Raw genomic sequence first — 15,495 nt, forward strand, 5'->3', positions numbered from 1 at the left:
TATGGACCGTCTGCTTGCAATGGAAATGTTCGTGCGCGTGGTGGAAACCGGCAGCTTCTCGAAAGCCGCCGGCGAGTTCAACACCACCCAGCCCACCGTGACCAAGCAGGTCGCGGCGACCGAGGCGCGGCTGAAGGTGCGGCTGCTCAACCGCAACACGCGCGGTGTGAGCCTCACCGAAGCGGGCGCGCTCTATTACGAGAAGTGCAAATCGATCGTCCGCGACGCGGAGGAGGCCGACAGCATCGTCAAGCTGCGGCAGTCGCAGGCGCAGGGGCTGCTGCGCATCGGCACCTCGACCGCGTTCGGCCGCCGCATCATCGTGCCGCTGGCGCTCGAGTTCATGGCACGGCATCCGCAGGTGCAGGTCGATCTCAGCTTCGAGGACCGCTACGTGGACCTCGTCGCGCAGGGCATCGACGTGGCGGTGCGCATGGGCAAGCTGGCGGATTCATCGCTGGGTGCGCGCTACCTGGGAATGAATCCGTGGGTGATGGTCGCGGCACCCGGTTATCTCAAGAAGCACGGCACGCCGAAGAAGGCGCAGGACCTGAGCGCGCATGTGGCGCTGATCTACAGCAGCGTGGTGGGCGACGACGTGTGGCACATGCACACGCCGAAGGGCGAGCCGGTCTCGGTGCCGGTATCGGGCCGGCTGCGTTCGAACAACGTGTCGGCGGTGCTGGCCGCCGCGCGCGCGGGGCTCGGCATTGCCCTGATGCCGCGCTATGTGGCGAGCGATTCGCTCACGGCGGGCCAGGTGGTGGAAGTGCTGTCCGACCACGGCCTCGCCGAGCAGGAAATCCACGCGGTGTTCCCCTCGCCGAAGCTGGTGCCCGGCAAGGTGTCGAGCTTCGTCGCCTTCCTGCAAGGGCGGTTCGGCGGCCAATGGTGGAAGAAATAGGCGCGCCGCGAAAGTCGCGCCGGCCGCGCGCAGCGCAGGCCCGTTCGCGGGCAGTCGCGGAACCGGCTTCGCCGGGCCGCTGACTGCGCCCCCGGCAGGGGTGGGCGGCTACACGAAGTGAGCCAACCTGGGGGCGAGCAACATTCAATGCGCCTGCGACGCCACCGGCAGATCCGGCAGCACATTGAGAATCCGCAGCGTCTGCTGCACCACCTGGCTGAACACCGGCGCCGCCACAAGCCCGCCGAAGTACTTGCCCGCGCTCGGTTCGTCGATCATCACGGCGACGATGACGCGCGGCTTGTCGATCGGCGACATGCCGGTGTACCAGGCGCGGTACTTGTTGCTGGCGTAGCCCTTGCCGACCTGCTTGTGGGCGGTGCCGGTCTTCCCGCCCACCGAATAGCCTTCGGTCTGCGCGAGCGGCGCGGTGCCGCCGGGCGCGGCGGCCATGTGCATCATCTTGCGCACCTCGCTCGCCACCACCGATGAAAACACCGGCACGCCCACCGGCGGCTCGCTCGATTTCAGCAGGGTGATCGGAATGACCTTGCCGCCGTTGGCAAACGCCGTGTAGGCATGGGCGATCTGGAACAGCGACGCCGACAGGCCGTAGCCGTAGGACATCGTGGCCTGCTCGATCGGACGCCACGACTTGTACGGCCGCAGCCGCCCGGTCACGGCGCCCGGGAAGACCGTCTGCGGCTTCTGGCCGAAGCCGAGCGAGGTGAACGAATCCCACATCTCCTTGGCCGTCATGCGCTGCGAGATCTTGGTTGCGCCGACATTGCTCGATTTCTGGATCACGCCTTCGACCGTCAGCACGCCGAAGTTCTCGTCGTCGTGGATGGTCGCGCCGGACACGGTGATCCGGCCGGGGTTGGTGTCGATGATCGTTTGCGGCGTGACGCGACCGAGTTCGAGCGCGGTGGCCACGGTCACGGGCTTCATCGTCGAGCCGGGTTCGAAGACATCGGTCATGGCGCGATTGCGCAGCTGCTCGCCGTTGAGGTTGTGGCGGTCGTTGGGGTTGAAGCTCGGGTAGTTGGCCATCGCGAGCAACTCGCCGCTGTTGGCGTCGACCACCACCGCGCTGCCCGCCCTGGCCTTGTTCGCGACCACGGCGTCGCGCAGCTTCTCGTAGGTCACGGCCTGGATGCGGTCGTCCAGGCTGAGCTGGATGTCGTGGCCCTCGACCGGCGGGATCTGTTCGCCCACGTCCTCGACCACGGCGCCCAGGCGGTTCTTGATCACGCGGCGCGAACCCGCCTTGCCGGCGAGTTCCTTGTCGAACGCGAGCTCGATGCCTTCCTGGCCGACATCCTCGACATTGGTGAAGCCGGCCACGTGCGCGGCGGCTTCGCCCTCGGGGTATTGGCGCTTGTATTCGCGTCGCTGGTAGATGCCCTTGATGTCGAGCGCGGCGATCTGTTTGGCGACCGGTTCGTCCACCTGCCGCTTGAGCCAGACGAAGCTCTTGTCGTCGTCGTCCAGCTTGCGCGTGAGCTCGGCCTGCGGGATTCCGAGCAATTCGGCCAGCTTCTTCAATTTGGGCTGCACGGCCGGGTCGGCGGGGTCCACGTCTTCCGGAATCGCCCAGATGCTCGGTGCCGGAATGTCGGATGCGAGGATGTCGCCGTTGCGGTCGAGGATGCGGCCGCGGTTGGCGGGCAGCTCGAGCGTCCGGGCGAAGCGCACTTCGCCCTGGTGCTGGAAGAACTTGTTGTCGATCACTTGGACATAGAAGGCGCGCACGGCCAGCACGAGAAAGCCCGCTGCGATGCCGGCCACGATGAGTCTGCTGCGCCAGACAGGTGTCTTGCTCGTGAGCAGGGGGCTGGTCGCGTACTGGACGCTGCGTCCGCTTCGATTCATTGAACTTGGATTCCGGATGGTTGCGCCATGGCGCCGTTTATTCAGTGCGGCGAAGGCGGGGCGTCATTTTCGACGCTCGAGGAAGCGAAAAGATCCCACGCCGCCATGAACAGCGCCGCGATCACCGGCCCGATCACGAAGCCGTTGATGCCGAACAGCGCGATGCCGCCGATGGTGGACATCAGCACGATGTAGTCGGGCATCTGCGTGTCCTTGCCGACCAGGATCGGCCGCAGGATGTTGTCGATCAGCCCGATCACGAAGACGCCGACGAAGATCAGCACCAGTCCCTTCACGATGGTGCCGGTGGCGAGGAAGTAGATCGCCACCGGGATCCAGATCAGTGCCGCGCCGACGGCCGGCAGCAGCGAGAGAAAGGCCATCAGCGAACCCCAGAGCAACGCGCCCTGCACGCCGAGGAGCGAGAAGGTCACGCCGCCGAGGAAGCCCTGCACCACGGCTACCGCGACGTTGCCCTTGATGGTGGCGCGGATCACCGTGGCGAACTTGGCGAACAGGTGATTGGTGTGCGCCCGGGCGAGCGGGAGCGCCGCGCGCACCGTCTTCGACAGCTCGCGGCCATCGCGAAGCAGGAAGTACAGCATGTAGAGCATCAGGCCGAACGCGATGATGAACTCGAAGGCGTTCTGGCCGATGGAGACCGCGCGCGTCGCGATGACCTGGCTGCCCCGCAGGGCCGAGGCCGAGAAGCGGCTGATGAATCCCTCGATGTTGGTCAGGCCGAAGCGGTTGAGCTGCTCGATCGCCCAGTGAGGCAGGGCGTTGACGATCTGCTGGAAGTAGTTGGCGAAGCTGATGTCGCCGGAGCGGACCTTCTGCGCGACGAGGGCCATCTCGTCGATCAACGCGAGGGTGATCGCCACGAGCGGGATGATGACGAGGATCATCGCGAGCAGCAGCGTGGCGAACGCGGCGAGATTGCGGCGGCCTTTCGCCTTGAGGAGCATCCAGCGGTAGAACGGCGTGAAGAGGATCGCCAGCGCGACCGCCCACATGACCGCGCCGAAGAAGGGGAGAAGGATCCAGCCGAATGCGAGCGTGACGACCGCGAGCAGGAAGAGGAAGACGGCGCGTTGGAGGGCGGGCGAGTTCATCGTGAAATTCTCTCCCAGCCTCGCTCTTACCCCGTGCATTCCAGCGAGAACACCGGCACCTCGGACCGTCGACTGAGCCACAGCCCGCCACCCATCTCCAGGAAGGATTCCGACAACCCGCGCCGGTATACCTCGGCGCGGTGGCGGAAGATGCGCGGATCGGTCAGGTCTTCGTCCACGATGTCGCGCGCGTAGTCCTCGCGCGTGACGGCCTCCACGTACAGCGCGCCCTGGCTCAACGAGCCCAGGTTGAGCATCGCCTGCTTGAGGTCGGCCACGGCGAGGTACGGCAGCACGCCCTGGCAGATGACGAAGTCGAAGGGCTTCCTGGCGCGGTAGTCGACCACCGAGCCACGCTCCCATCCGTAGCGTTCGCACAGGTATTCGCTGAACTCGATGCCGTGATAGCTGGCCTGCGGAAAGTGCCGCGCGATGATGTCGCGCCACAGGCCGATGCCGCAGCCCACGTCCAGGACCCGCCGCACCGGCACGCGCAGGTACTGCAGGTATGCGCAGACGAAGGCACCCAGCTGCTCCACGTGCCGGGGGTCGACCACGCGGGTCTTCTTGTTGAAGTAGTAGCGCTGGTAATAGGCTTCGTCGAAGGTGGAGGCTGCAGCTGATTCCATGGTGCGGCCAGCGTACCACCCGAAAGCCGCGGCGTTCAGCGCGCGGCGCGGGGCAGGGCGACCGGGGCCAGGGTGGCGCGCAGGCGCTCGTTCTCCGTGGGGTCGGCGGCGGCCTCGACCTGCAGGGCCTCTTCGACGTTGCCGATGTGGTCCAGCATCAACTGGCGCGCGCGGACGGTGTCGCCGTCTTCCAGCGCGGCGACGATGGCCGCGTGTTCGGCGCAGGACTGGGCGGCCTCGTGCTTCGACTGGAAGAGGGTCGCTGCGAGCGTGGTGCGCGCGGTGAGGTCGCGCAGGACGTCGCACAGCAGGCGGTGGCCCATCTGGTCGGCGAGGCACACGTGGAAGTCGGCGAGCAGGAAGGCGCGGGTGGCCGCATCGGCGCCGGCGATGGCGCGCCTCTCGTCGGCGATGTGTTCGCGCAGCTTGCGGATGACCTTCGACAATGGCCGGCCGGCTTCGGCGAGGATGCCGGCTTCGACGATGCGGCGCGCGGCGAAGGCGTCGCGCGCGTCCTCGGGCGAGGGCTCCACCACGAACCAGCCGCGGCGCGACTGCACCTCGACGAAGCCGCGCGCCTGGAGTTGCATGAGCGCCTCGCGCACCATGGTGCGGCTCACCCCGAAGTTCTCCGCCAGCGCCTGCTCGCCGAGCCGCTCGCCGGGCGCAAGCTTCTGCGCGAGGATGGCTTCGACCACGCGCTCGGCGATGGTGGTGGGCGTGACGTCGGTCATGGTGGTGTTCAGTTCGCTGGCTGGATGACGGCTGGGGATTCTGCCGTGTCCCCCGCGGCCGTTCCCGCTTCGCGCAGCGGCTCGTCCTCGGGCGAGTGCGTGCCGTTGAGCACCGCGTGGGCGCGCTCGCGGTCGATATCGCCCTCCCATGCCGCGATCGCGACGGTGGCCACGCAGTTGCCGATCAGGTTGCCGAGGGCGCGGGCAATGCCCATGAACCAGTCGACCGACAGAACCAGCACCAGGCCGATCGCTGGAATCGCCGGAATGGCGTGCAGCGTCGCCGCGAGCACCACGATCGCCGAGCCCGGCACGCCGTGCGCGCCCTTGGAGGTGACCAGCGCGATCGCGAGAATGGTCAAGAGGTCGGTCATCGAGACCGGCGTGTTGGTCGCCTGCGCGATGAACACCGCGGCCAGCGTGATGTAGATCGAGAAGGCGTCGAGGTTGAACGAATAGCCGGTCGGAATCACGAGACCGACCGTCGAATCGCGGATGCCCATGTGGCGCAGCTTGCCCATGATCTGCGGCAGCACGCTGTCCGACGAGGTGGTCGCGAAGACGATGGTCAGTTCCTCGCGCAGGTAGCGCAGCAGCTTGAGGAGGCTGAAGCCCGAAAGCCGCATGACGATGCCGAGGACGACGAACACGAAGAGAAGCACCGCGACGTAGAACAGCGCAACCAGCATGCCCAGCTGCTTGAGCGAGCCGACGCCGTACTGGCCCACGGTGAACGCGATCGCGCCGAGCACGCCCAGCGGTGCGAGCTTGATGATGATGCCCATGATCTTGAACATCACGAGGGCCGTGGCATCCACCACCGCCGCGACCGGCTTGCCGCGATCGCCCAGGAGCGTCAGCGCGCAGCCGAAGAGCACCGCGAAGAGCAGCACCTGCAGCACGTCGCCGGTCGCGAAGGCGTTGATCACCGTCGTCGGGATCAGCTTCATGATGAAGTCGACCGTGCCGCCGCCGGTGAGCTTGTCGGCGGTCGACGCATAGGCGCTCATGGCGTTGGCGTCCAGCTTCGACGTATCGACGTTCATGCCCACGCCGGGCTCGAACACGAAGGCGAGCAACAGGCCCAGCCCCAGCGCCACGGTGGTGAGCACCTCGAAGTAGATCAGCGCCTTGACGCCGACCCGCCCCACGCGCCGCAGGTCGCCCGCGCCGGCGATGCCGTGCACCACCACGCAGAACACCAGGACCGGAATGATCATCTTGATCAGCTTGATGAACCCGTCGCCCAGCGGCTTGAGCTTGATGGCGAAGTCGGGAAAGAAGAGGCCGGCGATCACACCGAGCACCAGTGCGATGACGACCTGACCGAAAAAGGATTTGGCGAATCGGGGCATGGAGGCTCTCCGTGTTGAGTTGCATGCAAGACATTCGCTTTCTTGCATACAAGCAATGTAGGCAAGATTTGGCTGTTTGCTCTGGGGGTATTCCCGGGGCTGGAAACTGCAATGGCCGTGCCTGTCAACCAACAGGTTGGTGATGGCGCAGAACGTTTTTCGGAGGAGAAACTGTGCACTTCGACCGCGCTTGCGGATGAGGTAGCGCACAGGTATTCTTGCGCGCCGATTTCGGCAGCGCCTCGCGAAACACCAACAACTGGAGGACCCCATGGGCATGTTGATGAAGGAAGACGATTCCTACATTCCTGGACTGCTGGAGATGATGAATCTCTACTTCGGTACGTACCCGGATGTTCTGGATGGACAGGGTGAAACGCATCCATTGACGCCGGCCGAGACCAACATGAGGCTGGGTGTCAATGGGATCCGGGAGATCCAGGCCATTCAGACGGAGTTCGAACTCTTCAAGGCCGGCAGGCCTCTGGTTCAAAGTCTGAGAGCGCTCGGCGTGGGTGGCGTTTGGAACCACCCCATGAAGAAGAAGTGGTACAAGCTTCTGGCCCGTCTTGACGACTATCCCTCCAACGTTGTCGGCCTCACTGGCGGCGTGGCGATCGTGGCTGCTCTGATCAGCCATCTCGATACGGCCAAGACCCTTGATCCTGATCCGGTCTACTTCAAGGCGCATGACTCGTCGACCCAGGACGGCGGCGCGAGGGTGCTGATCCATCCCAGCCAGCGCCCCGTCTACTACATCCGGAGGGACTTCCTGGTGATCTCCCTTCCCATGAAGGCACGAATCTAGCCGGGCACGGCGTTGTGCATGGAAGCGCCCGCTCCCCTCGAAAGCATCGAGCACTATTACACCGCCAAGGTGCGCAAGTACGGCGCTACGCCGGAAGGGGTCGACTGGATTTCGGTGATGAGCCAGCGCCTCCGGTTCGTGCAGTTGCTCAAGGTGATCGACTGGCGCTCGGCGTTCTCGTTGCATGACGTAGGCTGCGGCTACGGGGCCTTGCTGGCGCATCTGGCGGATCGGCATGCCGATGCGGACATCCGCTACATCGGCTCCGATGTGTCCGGCGAGATGATCCGGCGTGCGCGCAGTCGGTGGCGGCGTCGCAAGAATGTCGATTTTGTGGTGGCACCGGCCTCGACGCCGGTCTCGGACTATTGCGTTGCGAGCGGGATCTTCAACGTCAAGCTCGATCATGCGCGGGATGCCTGGGAGCGTCACGTGGCACTGACCCTTGCAGCGATGCATGGCGGAAGCCGAAGGGGCTTCGCGGTCAATTTCATGACGCCCGGCGCCCTGTCGGATCGACCTGCGGCGGCAGGCGGACTCTACGTGACGGAGCCGGAGCGCTGGATGGAGCACTGTCGTTCGGAACTCGGCTGCGAAGCGCAGCTCGTCGAGGACTACGGGCTTCGGGAGTTCACGCTCCTCGTGAAGCCCTCTCTCGATCAGCGTGCGGAAATGCGGGCGCGCAGCGCGTCCAGTTGAGGACGATAGAGCGCGGCGCCGGTGCGCTCGATCAATTGTTCGGCCTGGCTCAGAAGGGACGCAATCGCCAGATCATCGATGGGCCCGGACCGCATGGCGAGCTCCGCGAGCACCAGATACGCGCGGCACTGTGGCAGCCGGGCGGTTTGCTTGCGCGCAACCGCCAGCGCCTGCGTCGCCGCTTCGCGGGCATCGCCACGAAGGTCGAGCCGCAGGTGGCATTCGGCCAGGCTCGCCAGCAGCTCCGACTCATACTCCATCGCGGCGCGCGATGTGCGCAACAAGGCCAGGCTTTCGCCGTGAGCAGCGATGGCTCCCTTGAAGTCGCCGGCGACGGCGGCGGCCATGCCCCGTGAGGCCAGCGCGAAGACGCGCAAGTAGGGACTGCCGTGATGCTGGGCGATCTGATCGATCCGGCGGGCGTGCTCGGCGGCGACATCCATCCGGGCCTTGGCTGCCGCGATCTCGAGCGAGCCCATGTGGGCAATGAAACGGACCGTCGGATCGAGATCGCGGTCGGGCACCGCGAACATCCGGTCCAGGCAGCCTTGCGCCTCGCCGAATCGAGCCATCCGCACGAGGATGCGCCCGCGAAGACTGGTGGACCAGTGCTCGACGCTGTAGCCCAGGAACTGCTGGTCGGATAGTTCGATTTCACCGATCCTCTCCAGAGCCGCCGTGCTGGCCGCAAGCGCCTCGTTCAGAAGCCCCGCCCAGCCCAACGCATGGCAAAGCGCGGCATTGAGTGTCGCAACCCGGCCTGGATGGTCGTGACCCCCGGGCATGCCGAGCGCCCGCTTGACGCGCTCGACGTAGTCGTCGGCAGCCCCACCGCTTGCGACAAGAATGCGGCCTTCCAGGAACAGCAGCATCGGAATCATCCGTGGGTCGCTCTGGCGTGCCCACGCAAGCGCTTCGTCGATCAATGGCCTCGCTTGATCGACGGTGACGCCTTGGCGCCATCCGAGCCAGGCGATCTGTGTGCTGGCCCGGCTGCGAAGCACGTTGTTCTCGGGCGAGTCGAGCTGGTCCTGCATGAGCTGTCGCACGCTCTGCCAGTGCCTGATCGCCTGGGACGTGTCGGTCGCGCTGATCCAGGTCGCCGCCCGGGCCGCATGCCGGGCCGCATTCAGCGCCTGCCCGGCCGCCTCGTAGTGGTAGGCGATCAGGCCCGCGAACTCATCCCCCGATGCTCGTAGAACGTCTCCATGGCGCTGGCCACCAGCGCGTGCAACGGCGCGCGTCGCAGCTTCAACTGCGTTCGGTAGGCGACCTCCTGGATCAATGGGTGGCGGAAGGAATACCAGTCGCCATCGGCATCCGCTTGCGGCACCAGGAATTCGAGGGCGCACAGTTCGCGCAGCTGTCCGTGAAGGTCCTTCGGCCTGATCTTCATCACGTGCTCGAGCACGGCCGAGGGAAGTCCTTGCCGACGATCGCGCACAGCTGAAGAAGTGCCTTGCGCGTGTCGCTGAGCTGGTCGATCCGTGCGCCGATGACCGCCTGTACCGTGGCCGGCAGTGCCGCGGACGGCGCCCTTTCGCCGAGCGAGAACCGCGCCGACGCGCCCGCCAGCGTGCCGCCGGCCGTCAGGACGCGAACCAGCTCTTCCGCGAAGAAGGGGTTGCCGCCGCTGCGCTGCGCGACGCGCACGGCGAGCTCGTGAACTTCCGTGCGGGCGCCGATGAGCTCTTCGACGAGTTCGACCATGCTGCCCTCTTCGATATCGCGCAGGGCGATCTCTGTGAACGCGGGAGACTTCATCCATGGCGCCGTGTAGCCGGGCCGATAGTTCACGAGCAGCAGCGTCGGTGTTCCGGCAACCGCACCGACGAGGGTGGTGAGGAAGTCGGCGCTGGCCGCGTCGAGCCAGTGCAGGTCCTCGATGAGGATCACCGTGGTTCGTGCGGCCAGATGACGGACCATCTGGCCCACGACTTCGAGAAGCCGGTCACGCCGTGCCGGGCCGCTGAGCCTCGAAGGCTCGGCGTCGTCTTCGGGCACGCCGAGAAACTCGTTGAGCAACGCCTGGTCTTGCTGGAACGTCTCGCCCATCTCCTGGACGTACTGCGCGATGCGCTTGCGCACCGTCGAGGCGTCATCGCTGGGCGTGATCCGGAAGACGGCCGAGCGAAGGAATTCGAGCACCGGCTGCAACGGCGTTGCGTGTCCGTAAAGTTGCGCGCGGGCTTCCAGGACCGGGATCAGGCGGCCACGGCACCCCAGTGCAAATTCATGGCAAAGCCGGCTCTTGCCGGCGCCGGGCTCCCCGACGATCCCGACGATTTGGCTGGTCCCGAACTCCACCTCGTCGAGCGCCTTGCGCAGCGCCTCCAGTTCACGCTTTCGGCCGCGCAGAGCCGCCTGACGTGCGCTGCGCCGCACTACACCGACCTGAGCCTTGGAGCCGAGCAGCTGGTAGACCTGCACGGGTGTGTCGAAGCCTTTGGCCTGTCTGACGCCGACGCTGACGGCTTCGTAGCGTCCGCAGGCGAGCGCGAAGCTGTGGCTGGTCAGGTAGGTTGCGCCCGGCTCCGCCATGTTCACGATCCGGCTCGCGAGGTGGATCGCAACGCCATGCAGTTGCCGCTCGCGCTCGCCGCCGGCCGCGAGTGCATCGAACACGACTTCGCCGGAATGGAGGCCGATGCGCAATTGGATGCCGGTGAAATGCGAGGTCGCTGCATGCATCTCGATCGCGGCCTGGCAGGCGAGAAGCGCATGGCCCTCGTGGGCGTAAGGAGCGCCGAAGACGGCCATCACTCCGTCGCCGAGCGTGCGAGCGATGGTCCCTTCGTAACGTACGGCCGCCCGTGTCATGGCCTCCACGACCGGAGCGAGGAATTGCATCGTCTGTTCCGCGTCCATCGCGGACACCAATTGCGTCGAGCTCACCACGTCGGCGAAGAGCACCGTGGCTTGCTTGAACTCGGCCGCCGGAACCTCAAGATCGGTCGCCGGCTGCGAGGCGACCGGTGTGCCGCACGCCCCGCAGTACCTGGCCCCGCCCTGCACGAGCTCTCCGCAACGTGCGCATTTCCACTGGAGCGGCAGCCCGCAATTCAGGCAGAAGCGATGGCTCTGGTGGTTCAGTGCCCTGCAGGCATGGCAGGCTATTCGGCCTTCAGACGCTGAAGGGTCCGAATCACTCTTTGCGATTTCCGTGGGCCGCTTGCCCGCCATGCAGATCTCCTCGTCCCGGCCGTTGTGCAACCGCAGGTCCGCACAGGGGAGGTTCCGCTAGCCCGCGGGCCCCGGGGCAGTCAGAACCCGCGTTCGCCGACATTGTTGTCCAGCCGAACGAATGCATCCACTGAAAATCCGGCTTGAGGCGGAAGGACTCGATGGCTGCCACGCTCAGATCGACGAGTGGCGAGACTCCGGCGTCCGACCTCCGGGGATGGCCATGGCGGTCGCCGGCGGTCCTCGGGCGCGGGGCTCCGGATTTCTCCGTCCGCCGCGATTCGTCCATCACCGCTAGACTCCACGCCGTGTGCGCCCCGCCGCGCATCCAACCGCTGGTTGCAGAAGGCAGATCCCCATGGCCCCGTCCCGGTCTCGCCCCCTGTTGAAAGACGCGCCGCGCGCCGGCAGCGCCCTGCGCGAACCATTCGACGGCAAGCTGCTGGTCATGCTCATCAATGGCATCCAGAAGGGCATGGCGGCCCGGATGGAGTTCCAGGCGATCGTCGACATGGTGGGCGACAAGCTGCGCGAGCTGTTCGGCTCCGGCGACCTCAACATTCTCTGGTGGGACGACAAGACGAACCTCGTGCAGGTGTTCTACCGCTACGAGCACAACCTGCCGCTTCCGCTGCCGCCGGCATGGCCGCTGAAGCCGGACGGGTTCCTCTCGGGCATCCTGAAGCGGCGTGAGACGGCAGTGGCCAACACCCGCGAGGACCAGACGCGGGCCGGCGTGCGTCCCGCACCCGGAACCGACTGGGCGCATTCGATCGTGGCCGTGCCGATCATCGGCAGCGAACGGGCGCTCGGCGTCATCGTGCTGCAGAACCACGAGCGCGAATACGCTTTCGGCGCCGACGAGATCCGCCTCCTGGAGACCGTCGCCGGCAGCCTGGGGCTGGCGCTCGAGAACGCGCGCCTGATGGACGAGACGCGTCGCCAGAGCCGCGAGATGGAGGAGGCGCTGGCGCACCAGACGGCGGCCGCCGAGGTGCTGCGGGTCATCGGCAGTTCCGTGGCCGATCCCGCCCCGGTGTTCGACAAGATCCTCGAGTGCTGCGAGCGCCTGTTCGAAGGCAGCTCCTTCGCGCTGATGATGCAGGGCGCCGACGGCAGGCTCGCATTGACCCGCTGGCTGGTGACGGCGGCCGGCCGCGCCGCGATCGGCGAAGAGCGCTCGGCCGGGCTCGTCGCGGCGATGCAGGCCAGCTATCCGATGCCGATCGCGGGCACTTCGGCCGAGATCTGCTTCCGCACGGGCGAGGTCGTGGAGTTCGCCGACGTCGCGAACGATCCCGGCGTGCCACCGGTCCTGCGCCGCAATGCCGAACTGGCGGGCACCAGTTTCGCGAATCTCGCGGCGCCGCTGCTCTGGGAAGGCCGTGGCATCGGCATCCTGAGCATGCAGCGCGCCCAGACCGGCCCGTTCCGGCCGAGCGAGCGCGCGCTGCTCAAGACCTTCGCCGACCAGGCGGTCATCGCGATCCAGAACGCACGGCTGTTCAACGAGACGCAGGCGGCGCTGCACAAGGTCGAGGAGCGCACCGCCGAGCTGACCGAGTCGCTCGAATACCAGACGGCGGTGAGCGACGTGCTGCGCGCGATCAGCGAGTCGCCCACCGATGCGATGCCGGTGTTCGAGGCCATTCTCGATTGCACCATGTGGCTCTTCGAGGGCCCGGCTTCCGCGATCTTCACCTTCGATGGACGGCTGGTGCATCTCGCCGCGACACGCAACTGGTCGGCAAGGGCGCTGGAAGTGGCCCGCACCGTGTGGCCCGCGCCACCCGATCCGCACCAGATGAACGGCCGGGTGATCCTGGAGCGCCGGTCGCTGAGCAACGACGACGCCTGGGCGGACCCCGACTATGACCCGGCGCTCGCGGACGTCGAGGTGCGGCGGCGGATCATCGCCGCGCCGCTGCTCAGGGACGGCGTGCCGATCGGCGCGATCACCACCGCGTGGCCGCAGCCGGGCAAGTCGCCGCAGCGGCAGATCGACCTGCTCGATCTCTTCGCCGAGCAGGCGGTGATCGCGATCGAGAACGCGCGGCTCGCCAACGAGACCCGCGAGACGCTGGAGCGCCAGACCGCCATGGCGGAGGTGCTGCAGGTGATCAGCGAATCGATGGAGGACGCGCAGCCGGTGTTCGACAAGATCCTCGAGAGCTGCCAGCGCCTCTTCGCGGGCACCCAGCTCGGCATCTCGCTGGTCGGTGGCGACGGCATGATGCATCTGGCCGCGCACAGCGGTTCGGCGCGCGCGGAGCTGGAGCGCTACTACCCGCGGCCGATCGACCACTCGCCGATGGGCGAGGCCATGGCCGGCCCGGAGGTTCTTCACCTGCCGGATGCGCTCGCAGAACCGCAACTCCCACCCTTCATGCGCGAGCTGGCCGAGCGCATCGGCAACTACGCGGTCATGCTGGCGCCGCTGATCTGGGAGGGCCATTACATCGGCTCGATCCACGTCGCGCGCCAGCCGCCGGGGCCGTTCGAGGACAAGGAGATCAAGCTCCTGGAGACCTTCGCCGACCAGGCGGTGATCGCGATCCAGAACGCGCGCCTGTTCAACGAGGCCAAGGAAGCGCGTGCCGCCGCCGAGGCCACCAACGAGGCCAAGAGCGCCTTCCTCGCCACCATGAGCCACGAGATCCGCACGCCGATGAACGCGGTGATCGGCATGAGCGGGCTCCTGCTCGATACGCCGCTCGATGCCGAGCAGCAGGACTATGTCTCCACCATCCGCGAATCGGGCGATGCGCTGCTGACGATCATCAACGACATCCTCGACTACTCGAAGATCGAGGCCGGGCGGATGGATGTCGAATCGCATCCCTTCGATCTGCGCGACTGCGTGGAATCGGCGCTCGACCTCGTGAGCGCGCGCGCGACGGAGAAGAAGCTCGAGATCGCCTATGTCTTCGAGGGCGACGTGCCGGTGGGCGTGTCCGGCGATCTCACCCGGTTGCGGCAGGTGCTGCTGAACCTGCTGAGCAACGCGGTGAAGTTCACCGAGCGGGGCGAGGTGGTGCTCGCGGTCAGTTCGGAAAGCTTGCCCAATGGCGAGGTCCGCTTGACCTTCGCGGTGCGCGACACCGGCATCGGCCTGTCGGAGCAAGGCAAGAGCCGGCTGTTCCAGTCGTTCTCGCAGGCCGATTCGAGCACCACGCGCAAGTACGGCGGCACCGGACTGGGCACTGGCGATCAGCAAGCGGCTGGCCGAGCTGATGGGCGGCACCATGTGGGTCGAGAGCGCCGGGCCGGGCGCCGGGTCCACCTTCTTCTTCACCATCGAGGCGCCGGTGGCCGAGGCGCCGCCGAGCAAGCGCTCCGTCTCCGCCGGCGTGCAGCACGAGCTGCAGGACAAGCGCGTGCTGATCGTGGACGACAACGCCACCAACCGCCGCGTGCTCTCGCTCCAGGCCGGCCGCTGGGGCATGCGCCCGCGCGAAACCGAGTCGCCGGTCGAAGCCCTGCGCTGGCTCGACGCCGGCGAGCGCTACGACCTCGCGATCCTCGACATGCACATGCCGGAGATGGACGGCATCGATCTCGCGCGGCGCATCCGGGTCAACCATGCCGGGCTGCCGCTGGTGCTGTTCAGCTCGCTGGGCCGCCGCGAGGCGGGCGACACCGGATCGCTCTTCAACGCCTACCTCTCGAAGCCGATCCACCAGTCGCAGCTCTTCGACACGATGGTGAACCTGCTCGCGCACGAGGCACCGGCGCGGCCGGTCGCAAGCGCCGCGCCCAAGCCGCAGATCGATGCGTCGATGGCGCAGCGCCATCCGCTGCGCATCCTGCTGGCCGAAGACAACGTGGTGAACCAGAAGCTCGCACTGCGCCTCTTGCAGCAGATGGGCTACCGCGCCGACCTCGCCTCCAATGGCATCGAGGCGGTGGAGTCGGTGCAGCGGCAGGTCTACGACGTGGTGCTGATGGACGTGCAGATGCCGGAGCTCGACGGCCTCGACGCCACCCGGCGGATCTGCGCGCTGCTCGGCCCCGGCCAGCGGCCCCACATCATCGCGATGACCGCCAACGCGATGCAGGGCGACAGGGAGTCCTGCATCGCCGCCGGCATGGACGACTACCTGACCAAGCCGATCCGCGTGGACCGGCTGGTCGAGGCGCTGGGCAACGCGCCGGCCCGCAACGAGCGCTGACGCCACTCCCCTTGGTTCCTC

At 66.8% G+C, this 15,495-nt stretch carries 12 protein-coding genes and 2 pseudogenes; 5 read left to right on the top strand and 9 right to left on the bottom strand.

Annotation, left to right across the window (positions count from 1 at the left end):
- Position 1 precedes the first annotated feature (1 nt).
- Complete coding sequence (locus tag ACQ858_RS04285; protein WP_431275562.1) at positions 2-904, top strand: LysR substrate-binding domain-containing protein; 903 nt, start codon at positions 2-4, stop codon at positions 902-904.
- A gap of 144 nt (positions 905-1,048) precedes the next feature.
- On the opposite strand, the gene ACQ858_RS04290 is transcribed toward ACQ858_RS04285, so the two are convergent.
- The 5 genes from ACQ858_RS04290 to ACQ858_RS04310 are packed head-to-tail and all read right to left on the bottom strand — an operon-like array spanning position 1,049 to position 6,612.
- Complete coding sequence (locus tag ACQ858_RS04290; RefSeq protein WP_431275563.1) at positions 1,049-2,779, bottom strand: peptidoglycan D,D-transpeptidase FtsI family protein; 1,731 nt, start codon at positions 2,777-2,779, stop codon at positions 1,049-1,051.
- A gap of 41 nt (positions 2,780-2,820) precedes the next feature.
- The gene (locus tag ACQ858_RS04295; RefSeq protein WP_431275564.1) at positions 2,821-3,894 is read right to left on the bottom strand and encodes an AI-2E family transporter; all 1,074 of its coding nucleotides are present in this window, start codon (positions 3,892-3,894) and stop codon (positions 2,821-2,823) included.
- Between the two features lie 26 nt (positions 3,895-3,920).
- The gene (locus ACQ858_RS04300; RefSeq protein WP_431275565.1) at positions 3,921-4,523 is read right to left on the bottom strand and encodes a class I SAM-dependent methyltransferase; all 603 of its coding nucleotides are present in this window, start codon (positions 4,521-4,523) and stop codon (positions 3,921-3,923) included.
- Positions 4,524-4,558: 35 nt separating this feature from the next.
- Positions 4,559-5,257 (bottom strand): GntR family transcriptional regulator, encoded by a 699-nt coding sequence (locus tag ACQ858_RS04305; RefSeq protein WP_431275566.1) that lies wholly within the window; start codon positions 5,255-5,257, stop codon positions 4,559-4,561.
- 8 nt (positions 5,258-5,265) lie between these two features.
- Positions 5,266-6,612 carry a C4-dicarboxylate transporter DctA gene (locus ACQ858_RS04310; protein WP_431275567.1) on the bottom strand — a complete coding sequence of 449 codons (1,347 nt, stop codon included), beginning with the start codon at positions 6,610-6,612 and terminating at the stop codon, positions 5,266-5,268.
- A gap of 271 nt (positions 6,613-6,883) precedes the next feature.
- Between ACQ858_RS04310 and ACQ858_RS04315 the strand changes: the two genes are divergently transcribed.
- Positions 6,884-7,420, top strand: coding sequence for a hypothetical protein (locus tag ACQ858_RS04315; protein ID WP_431275568.1), 537 nt, complete (start codon positions 6,884-6,886; stop codon positions 7,418-7,420).
- Positions 7,421-7,438: 18 nt separating this feature from the next.
- Positions 7,439-8,119 carry a methyltransferase domain-containing protein gene (locus ACQ858_RS04320; RefSeq protein ID WP_431275569.1) on the top strand — a complete coding sequence of 227 codons (681 nt, stop codon included), beginning with the start codon at positions 7,439-7,441 and terminating at the stop codon, positions 8,117-8,119.
- Here the strand turns inward: ACQ858_RS04320 and ACQ858_RS04325 are convergent.
- From ACQ858_RS04325 to ACQ858_RS04340, 4 genes and pseudogenes are all read right to left on the bottom strand, one after another.
- Positions 8,080-9,156 carry a hypothetical protein gene (locus ACQ858_RS04325; RefSeq protein WP_431275570.1) on the bottom strand — a complete coding sequence of 359 codons (1,077 nt, stop codon included), beginning with the start codon at positions 9,154-9,156 and terminating at the stop codon, positions 8,080-8,082. The genes ACQ858_RS04320 and ACQ858_RS04325 overlap by 40 nt on opposite strands.
- Before the next feature lie 128 nt (positions 9,157-9,284).
- Positions 9,285-9,515, bottom strand: coding sequence for a hypothetical protein (locus ACQ858_RS04330; protein ID WP_431275571.1), 231 nt, complete (start codon positions 9,513-9,515; stop codon positions 9,285-9,287).
- Positions 9,515-11,134, bottom strand: a complete 1,620-nt coding sequence (locus ACQ858_RS04335) for an ATP-binding protein (protein WP_431276782.1) — start codon at positions 11,132-11,134, stop codon at positions 9,515-9,517. Before ACQ858_RS04335 ends, ACQ858_RS04330 begins: the two co-directional genes overlap by 1 nt.
- A 24-nt stretch (positions 11,135-11,158) precedes the next feature.
- Positions 11,159-11,302, bottom strand: a pseudogene (locus ACQ858_RS04340) (hypothetical protein); the annotation flags it as partial.
- A gap of 487 nt (positions 11,303-11,789) precedes the next feature.
- Between ACQ858_RS04340 and ACQ858_RS04345 the strand changes: the two are divergent.
- Together ACQ858_RS04345 and ACQ858_RS04350 are read left to right on the top strand one after the other, a co-directional pair.
- Positions 11,790-14,567, top strand: a pseudogene (locus ACQ858_RS04345) (GAF domain-containing protein); the annotation flags it as partial.
- Positions 14,548-15,474, top strand: coding sequence for a response regulator (locus ACQ858_RS04350; RefSeq protein WP_431276783.1), 927 nt, complete (start codon positions 14,548-14,550; stop codon positions 15,472-15,474). The pseudogene ACQ858_RS04345 and the gene ACQ858_RS04350, both read left to right, overlap by 20 nt.
- Positions 15,475-15,495: the final 21 nt, after the last annotated feature.

The organism is Variovorax ureilyticus (assembly GCF_050632185.1).
Classification (GTDB): Bacteria; Pseudomonadota; Gammaproteobacteria; order Burkholderiales; family Burkholderiaceae_C; genus Variovorax; species Variovorax ureilyticus_A.